Source organism: Streptomyces sp. NPDC048002, assembly GCF_040653275.1.
Lineage (GTDB): Bacteria > Actinomycetota > Actinomycetes > Streptomycetales > Streptomycetaceae > Streptomyces.
This window is the reverse complement of the sequence record NZ_JBEZNL010000013.1, coordinates 138,086-152,499: the sequence shown is the minus strand read 5'-3', so window position 1 is coordinate 152,499 and position 14,414 is coordinate 138,086. Positions and strand designations below refer to the sequence as shown.

The 14,414-nt window shown below is 75.1% G+C and carries 15 protein-coding genes; 9 read left to right on the top strand and 6 right to left on the bottom strand.

Annotation, left to right across the window (positions count from 1 at the left end; all coding sequences use genetic code 11):
* Positions 1-88: 88 nt before the first annotated feature.
* From AB0E07_RS18825 to AB0E07_RS18815, 3 genes are all read right to left on the bottom strand, one after another.
* Positions 89-259, bottom strand: a complete 171-nt coding sequence (locus tag AB0E07_RS18825; RefSeq protein ID WP_362252787.1) for a hydrophobic protein — start codon at positions 257-259, stop codon at positions 89-91.
* 42 nt (positions 260-301) lie between these two features.
* Complete coding sequence (locus AB0E07_RS18820) at positions 302-1,123, bottom strand: class I SAM-dependent methyltransferase (RefSeq protein ID WP_362252784.1); 822 nt, start codon at positions 1,121-1,123, stop codon at positions 302-304.
* Positions 1,124-1,237: 114 nt separating this feature from the next.
* The gene (locus AB0E07_RS18815) at positions 1,238-2,731 is read right to left on the bottom strand and encodes a phosphatase PAP2 family protein (protein ID WP_362252782.1); all 1,494 of its coding nucleotides are present in this window, start codon (positions 2,729-2,731) and stop codon (positions 1,238-1,240) included.
* A gap of 61 nt (positions 2,732-2,792) precedes the next feature.
* Here AB0E07_RS18815 and AB0E07_RS18810 point away from each other — a divergent pair, with 61 nt between their 5' ends.
* From AB0E07_RS18810 to AB0E07_RS18800, 3 genes are all read left to right on the top strand, one after another.
* A complete protein-coding gene (locus AB0E07_RS18810; protein ID WP_362252779.1) occupies positions 2,793-3,449 on the top strand; it encodes a histidine phosphatase family protein in 657 nt (218 codons plus the stop codon).
* A gap of 42 nt (positions 3,450-3,491) precedes the next feature.
* Positions 3,492-5,111 carry an ATP-binding cassette domain-containing protein gene (locus AB0E07_RS18805; RefSeq protein WP_362252776.1) on the top strand — a complete coding sequence of 540 codons (1,620 nt, stop codon included), beginning with the start codon at positions 3,492-3,494 and terminating at the stop codon, positions 5,109-5,111.
* A gap of 152 nt (positions 5,112-5,263) precedes the next feature.
* The gene (locus AB0E07_RS18800; protein WP_362252773.1) at positions 5,264-5,512 is read left to right on the top strand and encodes a DUF6158 family protein; all 249 of its coding nucleotides are present in this window, start codon (positions 5,264-5,266) and stop codon (positions 5,510-5,512) included.
* Between the two features lie 36 nt (positions 5,513-5,548).
* Here the strand turns inward: AB0E07_RS18800 and AB0E07_RS18795 are convergent, their stop codons facing one another.
* On the bottom strand, positions 5,549-5,935 hold the full coding sequence (locus tag AB0E07_RS18795; RefSeq protein ID WP_362252770.1) for a DUF2795 domain-containing protein: 387 nt from the start codon (positions 5,933-5,935) through the stop codon (positions 5,549-5,551).
* Positions 5,936-6,162: 227 nt separating this feature from the next.
* Between AB0E07_RS18795 and AB0E07_RS18790 the strand changes: the two genes are divergently transcribed.
* The 4 genes from AB0E07_RS18790 (at position 6,163) to AB0E07_RS18775 (ending at position 10,138) form a co-directional block, all read left to right on the top strand.
* Positions 6,163-6,954: a SigB/SigF/SigG family RNA polymerase sigma factor gene (locus tag AB0E07_RS18790; RefSeq protein WP_362252766.1), complete on the top strand. Its 792-nt coding sequence runs from the start codon at positions 6,163-6,165 to the stop codon at positions 6,952-6,954.
* Positions 6,955-7,116: 162 nt separating this feature from the next.
* Positions 7,117-7,737, top strand: coding sequence for a hypothetical protein (locus tag AB0E07_RS18785; RefSeq protein WP_362252763.1), 621 nt, complete (start codon positions 7,117-7,119; stop codon positions 7,735-7,737).
* A gap of 107 nt (positions 7,738-7,844) precedes the next feature.
* Positions 7,845-9,092, top strand: coding sequence for an aminotransferase class I/II-fold pyridoxal phosphate-dependent enzyme (locus tag AB0E07_RS18780; RefSeq protein WP_362252759.1), 1,248 nt, complete (start codon positions 7,845-7,847; stop codon positions 9,090-9,092).
* Positions 9,089-10,138, top strand: coding sequence for an MBL fold metallo-hydrolase (locus tag AB0E07_RS18775; RefSeq protein ID WP_362252756.1), 1,050 nt, complete (start codon positions 9,089-9,091; stop codon positions 10,136-10,138). The genes AB0E07_RS18780 and AB0E07_RS18775 overlap by 4 nt, the downstream gene beginning before the upstream one ends.
* A 77-nt stretch (positions 10,139-10,215) precedes the next feature.
* On the opposite strand, the gene AB0E07_RS18770 is transcribed toward AB0E07_RS18775, so the two are convergent.
* Positions 10,216-10,836, bottom strand: a complete 621-nt coding sequence (locus AB0E07_RS18770) for a VTT domain-containing protein (RefSeq protein ID WP_362252753.1) — start codon at positions 10,834-10,836, stop codon at positions 10,216-10,218.
* Complete coding sequence (locus AB0E07_RS18765; protein WP_362252750.1) at positions 10,833-11,606, bottom strand: MBL fold metallo-hydrolase; 774 nt, start codon at positions 11,604-11,606, stop codon at positions 10,833-10,835. Before AB0E07_RS18765 ends, AB0E07_RS18770 begins: the two co-directional genes overlap by 4 nt.
* Before the next feature lie 85 nt (positions 11,607-11,691).
* Between AB0E07_RS18765 and AB0E07_RS18760 the strand changes: the two genes are divergently transcribed.
* Both AB0E07_RS18760 and AB0E07_RS18755 read left to right on the top strand, forming a co-directional pair.
* Complete coding sequence (locus AB0E07_RS18760; RefSeq protein WP_362252747.1) at positions 11,692-12,093, top strand: hypothetical protein; 402 nt, start codon at positions 11,692-11,694, stop codon at positions 12,091-12,093.
* Between the two features lie 173 nt (positions 12,094-12,266).
* Positions 12,267-14,351 (top strand): phage holin family protein, encoded by a 2,085-nt coding sequence (locus AB0E07_RS18755; RefSeq protein WP_362252744.1) that lies wholly within the window; start codon positions 12,267-12,269, stop codon positions 14,349-14,351.
* The last annotated feature ends 63 nt before the right edge of the window (positions 14,352-14,414 follow it).

Sequence of the window (14,414 nt, the reverse complement as noted above, 5' to 3'; positions counted from 1 at the left end):
ACACGCGGCGGGGCGCGCCGCCCCCCCTCCGGGGGGCCGCGCCCCCCCCCCCGCCGCTTCCCGGGACTGAGGGTCTCCCGGGCGCCCCTCACCACCTGTACCAGCGGCCCCTGCCCCCGGCGGCCGTCGTGCCGCGCACCAGGAATCCGAGCAGCCACAGCACGAGCACGGCCAGGGCGATCCACCAGAGAAGCTTCACCGCGAATCCGGCCCCGAACAGAATCAACGCCAAAAGCAGAACCAGCAGAACAGGAACCATTGTTATTACCTCCTGACGGCCGGGTTGCCGGGAAACCAGATTTCATCCCTCCTTTCTGCACAGAATTTCTCCGTGCAGGACGGCGAACCACGCGTCCGCCCGGCCGCCCCACTCCCGCCAGGCCGCGGCGACCTCGCGCAGCTGCTCCACGGTGGCGTGTCCGCCCTCCACGGCCCGCTCGGCGTAGGCCGAGGCCAGGGTGCGGTCCGCCCACAGTCCGCTCCACCAGGCCCGCTCCTCGGCGGTGGCGAAGGTCCAGGTGGCCGAGGTGGCGGTGACGTCGGTCAGACCCGCCTCCAGCGCCCAGGACTTCAGCCGCCGCCCGGCGTCCGGCTCGCCCCCGTTGGCGCGGGCCACCCGGTGGTACAGGTCCAGCCAGTCGTCCATGCCAGGGGACGCCGGGTACCAGGTCATCGCCGCGTAGTCCGAGTCGCGCACCGCCACGTAGCCGCCCGGCCTGGTCACCCGCCGCATCTCCCGCAGCGCCCGCACCGGGTCGCCGACGTGCTGGAGGACCTGGTGGGCGTGGACCACGCAGAAGGTGTCGTCCGGGTAGTCCAGCGCGTGCACGTCGGCGACCGCGAAGTCGACGTTGTCCAGGCCCCGTTCGGCGGCCGTGGCGCGCGCCTGCTCCAGGACGCCGGGGGCCCGGTCGACGCCGGTGACCCGGCCGTCCGGGACCAGGGCGGCCAGGTCGGCGGTGATCGTGCCCGGACCGCAGCCGATGTCCAGGATCCGCATGTGCGGCTTGAGCGAACCCAGCAGGTAGGCGGCCGAGTTGGCCGCCGTGCGCCAGGTGTGCGAGCGCAGCACCGACTCGTGGTGCCCATGGGTGTACACGGCGGTCTCGCGCGGCTTCGACATGGCGTTCCCCTCGTCTCGTCGTCGTGCCGCCACCGTACGCGCGCATGCCGAATGATGAGATACGCGTTTCAGATCATGGACTGACGGTGCGTCAGATCATGAACCGACTGCGCGTCAGAAGGTGGACAGCGGCCGGTACACCGTCAGGGCCTCCGCCTGCTTCTCCAGCGTCACCACGCCCTGCACCTCGGTGACTTCACCGTCGTACGCGAGCAGCGCGCCCGGCGCGACGTCCGTAACCCGCAGCCGCCCCACCTGGACCGCGGCGTGCACGGGGGAGCGGGTCAGCGGGCCCGCCAGGGCCGCCGCGAGCAGCCGCGCCGCGGGCCGCCGGCCGCCGTGCACGACCCGCACGTCCAGCACCCCGTCGGCCAGGTCGACCCGCCGGCCGGGCGCCAGACCCATCCGGTGGTAGGTGCCGTTCCCGGCGAACAGCAGCCACAACGGCCGGGTGGAACGGCCGATCCGGGCCTCCAGGGGATGACGGTCGGCCCGCAGCACCCGCAGCGCGGCGAGCACCCCGGCCGGCCAGCCGCCGATCCGGTGCTCCCAGCGGTCCCGTTCGCGCACCAGCTCCGGATACACGCCCAGGCTGCACGTGTTGAGGAACACGCCCCGCCTCTCGCCGGAACGGAACCGGCCCACGTCCACCCGCACGGCATGACCGTGGGTCAGCGCCCGCGCCAGCCCACGCGCGTCCTCCACGCCCAGGTCCTGGGCGAAGTGGTTGAGCGTGCCGCCGGGCAGCACCGCCAGCGGCAGTCCGTGCCGCAGCGCCGCCTCCGCGGCCGCGTTCACCGTGCCGTCGCCGCCGCACACCCCGAGCACCCGGGCCCGGCCCGCCGCGTTCTCCAGCTCCCGCCGCAGCTCGTCGGGGCCGCACTCCACCAGCTCCGCCGCCGGCAGCGCGTCCAGCAGGGCGCCCGCCCGGTCCGCCGAGCCCGACGCGGTGTTCACCACCATCACCAGCCCCTCGCCCGCGGCGAGCACCGGCACCTCGGCGCGCGGGCGGGGCGGCGGGGTGAGCTGGGCCCGGGTCGGCACCAGACCGCGCACGGCGTACGCGGCCCCCGCGCCGAAGGCGGCGCCCGCCAGCACGTCGCTCGGGAAGTGCACGCCCGTGTAGACCCGGGAGAGCGCCACGGACCAGGCCACCGGCGCCACCACCGCCCCCCAGCCGGGCGACTCCAGCGCGACGCCCGCCGCGAACGCCGCCGCCGAGGCGGAGTGCCCGGACGGGAAGGAGGTGGTGATCGGCTGCCGCTTCAGTTGGCGTACCGCCGGCACCGGGTCCAGCGCCGGGCGCGGCCGGCGCACCGAGCGCTTGCCGAGCGTGTTGATGGCCAGCGAGGCCACACTCAGCGAGACGAGTCCGCGCGCCGCCGCCCGGCGGGCCCGCGGGGTCCGGCTCGCCGCGATCAGCGCGCCGGTCGCGAACCACAGCACCCCGTGGTTGGCGCTGCGGCTCAGCCGGGGCAGCACCCGCTCGGCGCCGGGCCAGTGCCGCTCGGCGGCGAACTCGAACAGCCGGGAGTCGAGGGCGAGGAGCCGGTCGCGCAGCGCGTGGCGGCCGGGCAGGGGCACGGTGAGGTCGACATCTGGGCTCATGGGGTCATGAGTACCCTGAAGTGGCTGATCCTGTCCGGTCCCGTCCCCCGGAGGGCCCTCGATGCGCCTGCTCCTCGTCCGCCACGGCCAGACCCCCACCAACCTCGACTACCTGCTGGACACCGCCGTCCCGGGGCCGGGTCTGACCGCGCTCGGCGAGGCCCAGGCGGCCGCGCTGCCCGAGGCGCTCGCGCACGAGGACATCGAGGCGCTCTACGTCTCCACCCTGCGGCGCACCCAGCTCACCGCCGCCCCGCTGGCCGCCGCCCGCGGGCTGGAACCGCTGGTCCGCGACGGGATCCGGGAGATCACCGCCGGCGAGCTGGAGATGCTGCCCGGCGACTCCGCGCAGGGCGAGCTGTACATGCGCACCGCGTTCTCCTGGGCGGCCGGCGACACGGGCCTGCGGATGCCGGGCGGGGAGAACGGCGAGGAGGTGCTCGGCCGGTTCGACGAGGTCGTCGCCGAGGCGGCCCGCAGCGGCGCCGGCACGGTCGTGATGGTCAGCCACGGCGCCGTCATCCGCACCTGGACGGCCGCCCGCGCCGACAACGTGGACATCGCCTTCGCCGCCGGGCACCGGCTGGCCAACACCGGGGTGGTGGTCCTGGAGGGCTCCCCGGCCGACGGTTTCAAGGCGCTGTCCTGGGCGGGCGCGAGCGTGGCGCCCGCGGGCGGGGGCGGCCCGGCGGGCGAACCGCTCGGCCGGCCCGAATAACGGTTTGGCGGTTGCGCCCGGCGGACCGCAGAATGCGACCTCATGGGACATCTGGAAGCCGCGCACCTCGAGTACTACCTCCCCGACGGCAGGGCGCTGCTCGGTGATGTCTCCTTCCGGGTGGGCGAAGGGTCCGTGACCGCCCTGGTCGGGCCGAACGGCGCCGGCAAGACGACCCTGCTGCGGCTGATCTCCGGCGAGCTGAAGCCGCACGGCGGGACGGTCACGGTCACCGGCGGCCTCGGGGTGATGCGCCAGTTCGTCGGCTCCGTACGGGACGAGACGACCGTACGGGACCTGCTCGTGTCCGTCGCGCCGCCCCGGATCCAGGAGGCGGCCCGCGCGGTCGACACCGCCGAGCACGCGATCATGACCGTCGACGACGAGGCGGCCCAGCTGAAGTACGCGCAGGCGCTCGCCGACTGGGCCGAGGTGCGCGGGTACGAGGCGGAGACCCTGTGGGACATGTGCACGATGGCCGCGCTGGGCGTGTCCTACGAGAAGGCCCAGTGGCGCCAGGTCCGCACCCTGTCCGGCGGTGAGCAGAAGCGGCTGGTCCTGGAGGCGCTGCTGCGCGGCACCGACCAGGTCCTGCTCCTCGACGAGCCGGACAACTACCTGGACGTGCCCGGCAAGCGCTGGCTGGAGGAGCGGCTGCGGGAGACCCGCAAGACGGTCCTGTTCGTCTCCCACGACCGCGAGCTCCTCGCCCGCGCCGCGGAGCGGATCGTCTCGGTCGAGCCCTCGCCGACCGGCGCGGACGCCTGGGTGCACGGCGGCGGCTTCGCGACCTACCACGACGCCCGCCGTGAGCGTTTCGCCCGCTTCGAGGAACTGCGCCGCCGCTGGGACGAGAAGCACGCGCAGCTGAAGAAGCTGGTCCTCAACCTCCGCCAGGCCGCGGCCGTCAGCCACGAGATGGCGTCCCGCTACGCCGCCGCCCAGACCCGGCTGCGCAAGTTCGAGGAGGCCGGCCCGCCGCCGGAGCCGCCGCGCGAGCAGGACATCCGGATGCGGCTGAAGGGCGGCCGGACCGGTGTCCGCGCGGTCACCTGCGCCGACCTGGAGCTGACCGGCCTGATGAAGCCGTTCTCGCTGGAGGTCTTCTACGGCGAGCGGGTCGCCGTGCTCGGCTCGAACGGCTCGGGCAAGTCCCACTTCCTCAGGCTGCTGGCCGGGGAGGACGTGGCGCACACCGGACAGTGGAAGCTGGGCGCGCGCGTGGTCCCCGGACACTTCGCGCAGACCCACGCGCACCCCGAGCTGACCGGCCGCACCCTGCTGGACATCCTGTGGACGGAACACTCCCAGGACCGGGGCGCGGCCATGTCCCGGCTGCGCCGCTACGAGCTGACGCAGCAGGCGGAGCAGACCTTCGACCGGCTCTCCGGAGGCCAGCAGGCCCGCTTCCAGATCCTGCTGCTGGAGCTGGAGGGTGTGACGGCCCTGCTGCTGGACGAGCCCACCGACAACCTGGACCTGGAGTCGGCGGAGGCCCTCCAGGAGGGACTGGAGGCGTTCGAGGGCACGGTCCTCGCCGTGACCCACGACCGCTGGTTCGCTCGCGCGTTCGACCGCTATCTGGTCTTCGGTTCGGACGGCCGGGTACGGGAGACCGCCGAGCCGGTCTGGGACGAGCGCCGCGTGGAACGGGCGAGGTAGCGCCGGGACCGCGACGGAAGGGCCCGGTGCCCGGGATGTTCGTACAGTGGAGGCAGAGAGGCGTAGGCCGCGGTCCCTCCCGGACTCCGCCGGGCGGCGCCCACGGCGCCGGCACCCGGACCGCGGACGGACACGACGAGCGGGGCACCACCATGACCGGAGTCGACCCCAGCCGGCTGGACGACCAGCAGCTCATGAAGGAGCTGGAGACCATCCACCGCACGCGTCACGACGCGCTCCTGTACGGCTCGAACGACGCCCTGCGGGCCCACAACGAACGCATGGCCCGGCTGGAGGGCGAGTACCTCCGCCGCAACCCGCGCCGACTCGTCTCCGCGGGCCGCACCCGCGACGGAGCCCGGGAACGGGGCAGCGGCCCCACCGAGGCCGCGGACGCCTGACTCCGGCCGGAGCAGACGGGAACTGTCAGACACGGACTAACGGCGCCGGTTGCGTTCCGTCAGGTCCTCGGCGAGTTCCTGCACCGTGGTGTAGCGCGCCGACCGCGGCAGCCGCTCCACCGACTCCACCAGCCCGTCCGGCGCGTACCCACGGCGCATCGCGCCCGCCAGCTCACGCGGGCCCGCCGGGAACCGGCCCCGGCTGAGGAACCGGGAGAGCGCCTGGCGCACCGCCGGCAGGGAAGCCGCGCGCGTACCCGGCGCCACCGGGCCGCCCGCCACCAGGGGATCGTCGTCGGCGCCCGGCTCCGGGTCGTGCCACTCCTCGGTCCGCGTGGGGTGACCGGACCTGAGCAGACCCTGGAGTTCGTGCTTCATCTCGTCGTCGCGGCGGACGTTCAGCCGGTCACTGCCTCGCTGCATGACGCGCTCCTGATTCCTCGCGGGTGCGCACCGCGTACCCGGACCCGCGCGGACGACACGGTGTTTGCCCCGTGAGGCCGGGGGCAGGCGCAGTGTCAGTGCTTCGGACAGGAGGCACGTCCGTGGGAGCGGCGTCACGCCGCCACGGCCGCGTCCGTCCGGCTGCCTCGCGCGCTTCCCACGGTGCCCTTCCCCTACAGAGCACGACCGAGGGAGTTGCGACGCACATGCCCACCCAAGTGAGCGCGAAGCACCACCCGCACCACGACGCCCCCGACACCGCCGAGGCGTTCCGCAGGCTCGCCGCCCTGCCCCCGGGGCAGCAGCGCGACACCCTGCGCGAGCGGGTCGTCGAGGCCTGGCTGCCGATGGCCGACCGGCTCGCGGGGCGGTTCCGCAGCCGCGGCGAGAGCTACGAGGACCTCCGGCAGGTGGCCGCCCTCGGCCTGGTCAAGGCCGTCGACCGGTACGACCCCGACCTCGGCAACGCCTTCGAGAGCTACGCCGTGCCCACCATCACCGGCGAACTCAAGCGGCACTTCCGCGACCACATGTGGACCCTGCACGTGCCGCGCCGGGTCCAGGACCTGCGCAACCGGGTGCGGTTCGCGATGCACGACCTGCAGGGCGTCTCGGGCGACCGGCCCACCGTCGAGGACATCGCTTCCCACGCGGACCTGACCGAGGCCGAGGTCAAGGCCGGTCTGGAGGCCCTGGAGAGCTTCACGGCACTCTCCCTGGACGCGGAGCTGCCCGGCAGCGACGACGGCTACTCCCTGAGCGACGCCCTCGGCGCCGCCGACCCCGCGCTGGACACGGTGGTCGACCGGGAGGCCGTCAGGACCCGGCTGGCCGCGCTGCCGGAGCGGGAGCGGGCCATCCTCTACATGCGGTTCTTCGGCGACATGACGCAGAGCCGGATCGCCGAGCAGCTCGGCATCTCGCAGATGCACGTGTCCCGGCTGATCAGCCGCTGCTGCGGGCGCGTCCGGGAGCAGGTGCTCCGGGACGCCGCCTGACCGGCCCGCCCCGAACCACCCCCGACGGGGGTTTCACCCGCACGGGCGCCTTTCGTCCCGCCAATGGTGTCCGGCCGCGCGCGGCCGGGCCCGCGGCGGGCTGTGATGGCTGCGGGGCGCGCGTCGGCGCGTCCGGCAGCCGTCGGCCGAAGGAGCCGCGCCATGCACCGCAGCGTCCGTGTCCTGTCCGCCCTCGCCCTGGGAAGCGCCGCCGTCGGCTTCGCCGGATCGGCGGCCCTCGCGGAACCGGCCGCCGAGGTCAGTCCCGCGTCCGTGCACCCGGGCGGCAGCGTCACCGTCTCGGTCTCCTGCGACCCTGTCGGCGGCGCCGCGCCCGCCACCCTGGACGCCACCTCGCAGGCCTTCGCGGAGGGCACCGTCGCCCTGCACCAGGTCGCCGGCAACGACGAGAGCGCCGCCGGGCCCACCTACCGGGGCACCGCCCGGATCGCGGCCGCCGCCGACCTGGAGGTCGCCGACTCCCTCGGCCCCGACACCGCGTGGACCGTCGACGGCACCTGCCCCGCCGCACCCGGCGGCCAGGGCAAGCCGTGGAGCGCCACCCTCACCGTCACCAGGACCGGCGGCCCCACCGCGCCTCCCTGCACCGCGCAGGAACACCGGGAGTCCTGTCCGAGCCCCGTCGTCCGGCGCGGCGTCCACGCCGGGCAGGGCGGCGCGTTCACCGACTCCGTGCCCGCCCTCGTCGCCGGCGGCCTGCTGATCGCGGGCGCGCTCGGCGGCGCCGTGTACCGGCTGTGGCGCAGGTCCCCGACCGCGTGACCCCGGCCACCGGACGGGCGCCGGTCCGCCGGAAGGGCCCCGGTCGGAGACCGGAGCGAACGCACCGGCCGAGACGCTGGCGGCACACACCAGTGGAGGGAGTCAGGGTGGCGCGGAGGGTTCACGAGAGCCACGGCCCCGTCCGGTACGGTCCACCGCTGCCCGGTGACGGGCTGCCCGTGCTCCCCGAACTGGCCGCCGTGCTCGCCGCCGCGGCCGACCGGGGGGAGAGCGAACCCGTCGGCGGCGGGGCGGCCCTGCTCGACGCGGCCGGCGTGCACTGGGACCGGCGCGGGCTGGCCGCGACGCCCGACCGGACGGTCGCCGCCCCCGGCACCCCCGCGCTGCTGCTCGCGCTGACCGCCGCCCTCGGTGGCGACGTCCTGGTGCCCCGGCCCTGCGCGGCCTGGTGGGCGCCGTACGCCCGCCTGTTGGGCAGACCCCTCTTCCACGTCGGCACCCCGGCGGAGGCCGGCGGGGTGCCCGATCCGTACGCCCTGCTGGAGACCGTGCGCCGGGTCCGGGCCGAGGGCGGAGACCCGCGGCTGCTGGTGCTCTCCGTCGCCGACGACCCCACCGGCACCGTCGCGCCGCCCGAACTGCTGCACGAGACCGTCGAGGCCGCCGCCGGCGAGGGGCTGCACCTGGTCAGCGACGAGACCTGGCGCGACACCCGGCACGACGCCCACGACTCCGTGCTGCTCAGCCCCGCCGAGATGCTCCCGGAGCACGTCACCGTCGTCACCGACCTGGCCGGGGCACTGCTCCCGCCGGGCTGGCCGGCCGCCGTCGCCCGGTTCCCCGCCGGCGCGACCGGGCAGAGGCTGCACGCGCGCGTCCTCGACGTGCTCACCGCGCTCGGCGCCCGCGTCGCGGGCCCGGTCGCCTCCGCCGCCGGATACGCCCTCACCGAACCCGGGCCGGTCGTCACCCGCCGGGCCGCCGCCGTCCGCCTCCACGCGCGGCTCGCGCGCGCCCTGCACACGGCCGTCGTCGACGCCGGAGCCCTCGCCCGCCCACCGCGGGCCGGCCGCCACCTCTACGTCGACCTCGGCCCGCTGCGCGGCCCGCTCGCGGCGCACGGCGTCAGCGACGCGCAGGACCTGGAGGACTTCCTGACCGCCCGGCTCGGCATGCCCGCGCCCGGCGGGCACCGCTTCGGCGACGACCTCGCCGCACCGCGCGTACGGCTCTCCACCGGGGACCTGCTGGGCGGCACCGACGAGGAGCGGAGGGCCTGCCTCGACGCCCCCTCGCCCCTCGAAGTGCCGCCGGTACGCGCCGCGTTGGACCAGGTGCGGTCGGTCTTCGGTCAACTCCGCGACGACGCCCGGCGAGGGGAGCCTCCGCGATGACCCAGCAGTCCGAGTCGAGGACGACGGGAGCCGGCCGTCCCGAGCCCGCGGCACCCTCCCCGCCGCTCGCCGAACCCCGCCCGCTCGGCGAACGGCGGTTTTGGCCACGGACGTTCCACGACCGGCTCACCTCCCCGCTCCCCGGACTCAAGGCCATGGCCCGGTTCGCCCGCGAGGGCGCCGTCCGCCCCGGCCGCGACGGCCTCGCCGACATCCCGCTGCTGCCCTTCGCGCCCTCGCCGCCACCCCGCGTCGACGCCCGGACGATCGCCGTCTCCTGGGCGGGGCACGCCAGTTGGGTCCTCGCCATCGGCGGACTCACCGTCCTCACCGACCCCGTCTGGTCGCACCGCATCATCGGCACCCCCGCGCGGATCACCCCCGTCGGCATCGAGTGGGCGGCGCTCCCGCCGGTGGACGCGGTCGTCATCAGCCACAACCACTACGACCACCTGGACGCGCCCACACTGCGCCGACTCCCGCGCGCCACACCCGTGTTCGTGCCCGCGGGCCTCGCGGGCTGGTTCCGCCGCCGCCGGTTCACCACCGTCACCGAACTGGACTGGTGGGAGGCGGCCGAACTGGGCGGTGTCCGCTTCGACTTCGTCCCCGCCCACCACTGGTCCAAGCGCAGCCTCACCGACACCTGCCGCAGCCTGTGGGGCGGCTGGGTCCTCACCGCCCCCGACGGCCGCAGCCTCCACTTCGCGGGCGACACCGGCTACGGCCACTGGTTCGCCCGCATCGGCCGCCGCCACCCCGGGATCGACCTCACCCTGATGCCGGTCGGCGCCTACGACCCCCGCTGGTGGCTCAGCGACGTGCACTGCGACCCCGAGGAGGCGGTCCGGGCCGTACGCGACCTGGGCGCGCGCAGAATGGCGCCGATGCACTGGGGCACCTTCGTCCTGTCCGCGGAGCCGGTCCTGGAACCCCTGCTCAGGGTGCGGGCGGCCTGGGAGCGGGCGGGCCTCGACCGCGCCGACCTGTGGGACCTGCCGGTGGGGGGCTCCAGGATCCTGGAACCGGCCTACGACCGGCCCTGACACCGCCCGCGGCCCATGTCCGGCGGTCCGGATCCGCTCTTGGCCGTTCGGACCCGTTACTTGGCTGTCCGAACCCGCTACTTGGCCGTCCGGATCCGCCGCCACAGGCCCGGGGCCAGACTGATCAGCAGCGTCAGCGCCACCGCCGCCACCACGCCCTCCCAGGGCTCCGGGAAGAGCGAACCGCCGAGGATCCCGATCAGCTGATAGGTGACCGCCCAGGCCAGGCACGCGGGCAGATTGCCGCGGGCGAACCGCCGCAGCGGCCACTCGGCGAGCAGGCACGCCAGCATCACCGGCAGCCGGCCCGCCGGAACCAGCCGGGACAGCACCAGCACCGCCACCCCGTGCTCGGCGAGCTTGCCCTGGGCCTGCTCCAGCCGCTCCTCGGGCGCCCGCGACCTGATCGCCCCCAGCCAGCGCGACCCGTTCCGGGACTTCAGCCCCCGGCGCCCCAGCCAGTACAGGGTGATGTCCCCGAGGAACGCCGCCACCGACGCCGTCACGAACACCATCGCCAGCGCGAACGGCGCCGTCTGGTGGAAGGCCACCACCGCGGCCGTGCTCACCAGCGCCCCCGTCGGCACCACCGGCACCAGGGCCCCGAGCAGCACCAGCACGAACAGCGTCGGATAGCCGATCGCCTGCTGGGTGGACTCGGTCGACACCGTCGTCGAGGCGGCCGCCAGCCAGCTCACGCGGTCACCTCCAGCCGGACGCTCTCGCCGTGCCCGAGCCGGTGCACGGCGACACCGGGCGCGCGCTCGGCGGCCAGCCGCACGAACTCGTCACCGGGCGCGTGGAACTCGTGCGGACGGACCGCGTCCATGCCGATCGGCCAGTACGTGCCGTAGTGCACCGGCACCGCGCTGCGCGGCGCCAGCCGGGCCAGCGCCTCCGCCGCGCGCCCCGCGTCCAGATGCCCCTCACCCAGGTAGGGCCCCCAGCCGCCCACTGGCAGCAGCGCCACGTCGACCGGGCCGACCTCCCTCGCCATCTCGTCGAACAGTCCGGTGTCCCCGGCGAAGTACGTACGCGCCTGGCCCTCGATGACGTACCCGAGGGCGGGGGAGTGGTGCCGGCCCACCGGCAGGCGCCGCCCGTCGTGGCGCGCGGGCACCGCGCGCACCCGCAGTGCGCCCACCCGCGTCACATCGCCGGGGCGGACCTCGGTGACCCGCAGCCGCGTGAGCCGGCGCAGTCCCGGTACCGCGCGGAGTGCGCCCCGGGGCACGAGCAGGCGCGTGCCCTCGTCGAGCCGCGCCAGGGAGGGAACGTGCAGGTGGTCGGCGTGCAGATGGGAGACGAGCGCGAGGTCCGCACGCCAGGCGCCGGGCGGGGGGAGCTCGCCCCGGCGCCTGCGCAGATGCGCGAGCCGGCGTGCGAACAGGGGATCGGTGAGCACGCGTACGTCCGAATCGGCGACCGTGCAGGTGGCGTGCCCCCACCAGGTGATCTCCACGGGCACCTCTTTGCCTCCTTCGCGCGACTCCCCCGAAGCCTACGGGCAGGAGTAGTGTCGGCGCCCTGAACCCGGAGGTGAGGGGGACCCCATGGGACCGGTGCGGGTCACGGCGATCGCGAGTCTGACGCCGCTGGAGGAGCTGGACGCCGAGCCCTTCCTGGTGGACTCCCGCAGCCAGCACGCGATCTGCGCGCAGTGGGCGGCCGAGCGGGGGTACACCGTCAGCCGGGAGCTGCTGGTCCGCGGGTTGCGGACCGACCACAACGCGCTGTGGGACGGGGTGCGGGCGGGGGTCGACCTGTTCGTGGTGCCGAGCCGGCGGGTGCTGGAGAGCGCGCTGTCCTCCGTGGAGGAGTTCACCGCGGAGTGCGCGCGGCGCGGGGTCCGGATGGAGACCGTGGGCTGTGAGGAGCCGCGGTACGACTCCCAGATGAAGGCGCGGGTGCATCGGAGGCTGTCGTTGCCGACGGCGGGGTACGACGGGCGCTGAGCGCGATTCTGGCGGGGCGCTTCGGCGGTCGGGTGCGGCGTGGTGGGGGTTTCTCGCGCAGTTCCCCGCGCCCCTGAAGGGCTGGTCCCCGCGCCCCTTTCGAAAGCGTGCCATTCGGCTGGTGTGACAAGGTGGGGGCAGGCCCGCCTGGTCGTCGGGTCGGGACGTGAGGTGTGCGGGGCGTGCTGGGGCGGCGGTGGCGGCGGGCCGCCAGTCAGGTCGGGCGCAGCGTCACGGTGTGGGCGGTGTCCACCCTCACCATGCTGGTGCTCGCCGGGATCCTGCCGGACTTCCAGCTCCAGTCGCCGGACGGGGACAGCGCCACCCGGATCGCGGTCACCGCGGCCTTCGGCGCCGGTGCCTTCGGTCTGCTCTCGGCCCTCGTCTGGCCCCTGCTGGTACGGCTGCTGCTCCTGGTCCCCGCACTCGTCCTCGGCCTGCTGGTCTTCTTCCTCAACGGCGCCCTCCTCCTGGTCGCGCTGCGGCTCAACCCCGCCGAACGCGGCGACGCCGCCTGGGAGACCGCCGTGGTGGTCGCCGCCGTGATGTCGGCGGTCGCCTCCGCCACCGGCGCCGCCCTCGCCGTACGCGACGACGACGCCTACCGGCGCCGCCTGTACCGCCTCGCGGACCGCCGGCGCGGCACCGGGCCGCCCTGTCCGTCCACCCCGGGCACCGTGTTCGTGCAGCTCGACGGCGTCGGGCACGATCTGCTGCGGGACGCCGTCGCCACCGGGCTGATGCCGACCCTGGCCCGCTGGACCGACCCCGAGCACCCCACCCACCGGCTCACCCCGTGGCGCACCGACTGGTCCAGCCAGACCGGCGCCAGCCAGCTCGGCATCCTGCACGGCAGCAACCACGACGTCCCCGCCTTCCGCTGGTACGAGAAGGACACCCGGGAGGTGATGGTCTGCAACCGCCCCACCAGCGCCGCCGAACTCCAGCGGCGCGCCGTCGTGGCCCGCGGCGACGGCGGGCTGCTCACCCTCGACGGCGCCAGCCGCGGCAACCTGTTCAGCGGCGGCGCCGACGAACAGGCCCTCGTGCTCTCCATCGCCACCCGCCGCCGCAGCCGCGAGACCCGCTCCCGCGCGGGCTACTTCGCCTACTTCTCCGACCCCGCGAACGCGGTGCGCACCGCCCTGTCGTTCTTCGCCGAGGTCGGCCGGGAACTCGGCCAGTCCACCCGGGCCCGGCTGCGCAAGGCCCGCCCCCGGGTCTCCCGCGGCGGCCTCTACCCGTTCGTCCGGGCCTTCGCGACCGTCGTCGAACGGGACGTCGTCGTCGCGGCCGTGATGGGCGACATGCTCGCCGGCCGTACCGCCGTCTACGCCGACCTCGTCGCCTACGACGAGGTCGCCCACCACTCCGGCCCGGCGAGCCGTGACGCCGAGAGGGTCCTCGAACGCCTGGACAGGGCGCTGCGGCTGATCGAGAAGGTCGCCGAGCACGCCCCCCGCCCCTACCGGCTGGTCGTCCTCTCCGACCACGGGCAGAGCCCCGGGGAGACCTTCCGCACCCGCTACGGCCTCACCCTCGGCGACCTGGTGCGGGCCGGCTGCGGGCTGCCCGTGCCGCGCCGGGCCCGGCGCACCCACAGTGGCGCCGAGGCCCGCGCGGCGGTCCGGGCGGCGCTGCGCATGCCCGGCGAGAAGCGCGGCGAGCGGCACCGCCCGGACCGCCACTCGGAGCCGATCGTGCTCGCCTCCGGCAACCTCGGCCTGATCTCCTTCCCGGACGTCCCGCACCGGATGACCAAGGAGGAGATCGACGCCCGCCACCCCGCGCTGCTCACCACCCTCGCCAACCACCCCGGCATCGGCTTCCTGCTGGTCCGCAGCGAGCGGCACGGCGGCGTCGTGCTCGGCCCGTTCGGCACGGAGATCCCGCTGGACCGCCTGGACCAGGACCCGGGTCCGCTCGCCCCCTTCGGCCCCGGGGCCGCCGACGCCGTCCGGCGCACCCACTCCTTCCCGCACACCGCCGACATCATGGTCAACTCCATGTACGACCCGGCCGACGGCGAGGTCCTCGCCTTCGAGGAGCAGATCGGCTCGCACGGCGGCCTCGGCGGCGCCCAGGGACTGCCGTTCCTGCTGTCGCCGCTCGCCCTGTCCGCGCCCGCCGAGGACGGGGCGGACATCGTGGGCGCCGAGCACGTCCACCGCGTACTGCGCCGCTGGCTGCGCGAGTCCGACGGGCCCCAGGTCCCGGTGGAGCAGACGGAGGAGACGGAGGAGGAGCGGGCGGCCTGAGGCGAATAAATCGGGTGACTGCGCCGACCATCAATTGAGAACCTCGACGGCGACCCACCACAT

Excerpts from the sequence above, each read along its gene's own strand:
- AB0E07_RS18825 (WP_362252787.1), bottom strand. The coding sequence starts at position 259 with ATGGTTCCTGTTCTGCTGGTTCTGCTTTTGGCGTTGATTCTGTTCGGG.
- AB0E07_RS18820 (WP_362252784.1), bottom strand. The coding sequence starts at position 1,123 with ATGTCGAAGCCGCGCGAGACCGCCGTGTACACCCATGGGCACCACGAG.
- AB0E07_RS18815 (WP_362252782.1), bottom strand. The coding sequence starts at position 2,731 with ATGAGCCCAGATGTCGACCTCACCGTGCCCCTGCCCGGCCGCCACGCG.
- AB0E07_RS18810 (WP_362252779.1), top strand. The coding sequence starts at position 2,793 with ATGCGCCTGCTCCTCGTCCGCCACGGCCAGACCCCCACCAACCTCGAC.
- AB0E07_RS18805 (WP_362252776.1), top strand. The coding sequence starts at position 3,492 with ATGGGACATCTGGAAGCCGCGCACCTCGAGTACTACCTCCCCGACGGC.
- AB0E07_RS18800 (WP_362252773.1), top strand. The coding sequence starts at position 5,264 with ATGACCGGAGTCGACCCCAGCCGGCTGGACGACCAGCAGCTCATGAAG.
- AB0E07_RS18795 (WP_362252770.1), bottom strand. The coding sequence starts at position 5,935 with ATGCAGCGAGGCAGTGACCGGCTGAACGTCCGCCGCGACGACGAGATG.
- AB0E07_RS18790 (WP_362252766.1), top strand. The coding sequence starts at position 6,163 with ATGCCCACCCAAGTGAGCGCGAAGCACCACCCGCACCACGACGCCCCC.
- AB0E07_RS18785 (WP_362252763.1), top strand. The coding sequence starts at position 7,117 with ATGCACCGCAGCGTCCGTGTCCTGTCCGCCCTCGCCCTGGGAAGCGCC.
- AB0E07_RS18775 (WP_362252756.1), top strand. The coding sequence starts at position 9,089 with ATGACCCAGCAGTCCGAGTCGAGGACGACGGGAGCCGGCCGTCCCGAG.
- AB0E07_RS18760 (WP_362252747.1), top strand. The coding sequence starts at position 11,692 with ATGGGACCGGTGCGGGTCACGGCGATCGCGAGTCTGACGCCGCTGGAG.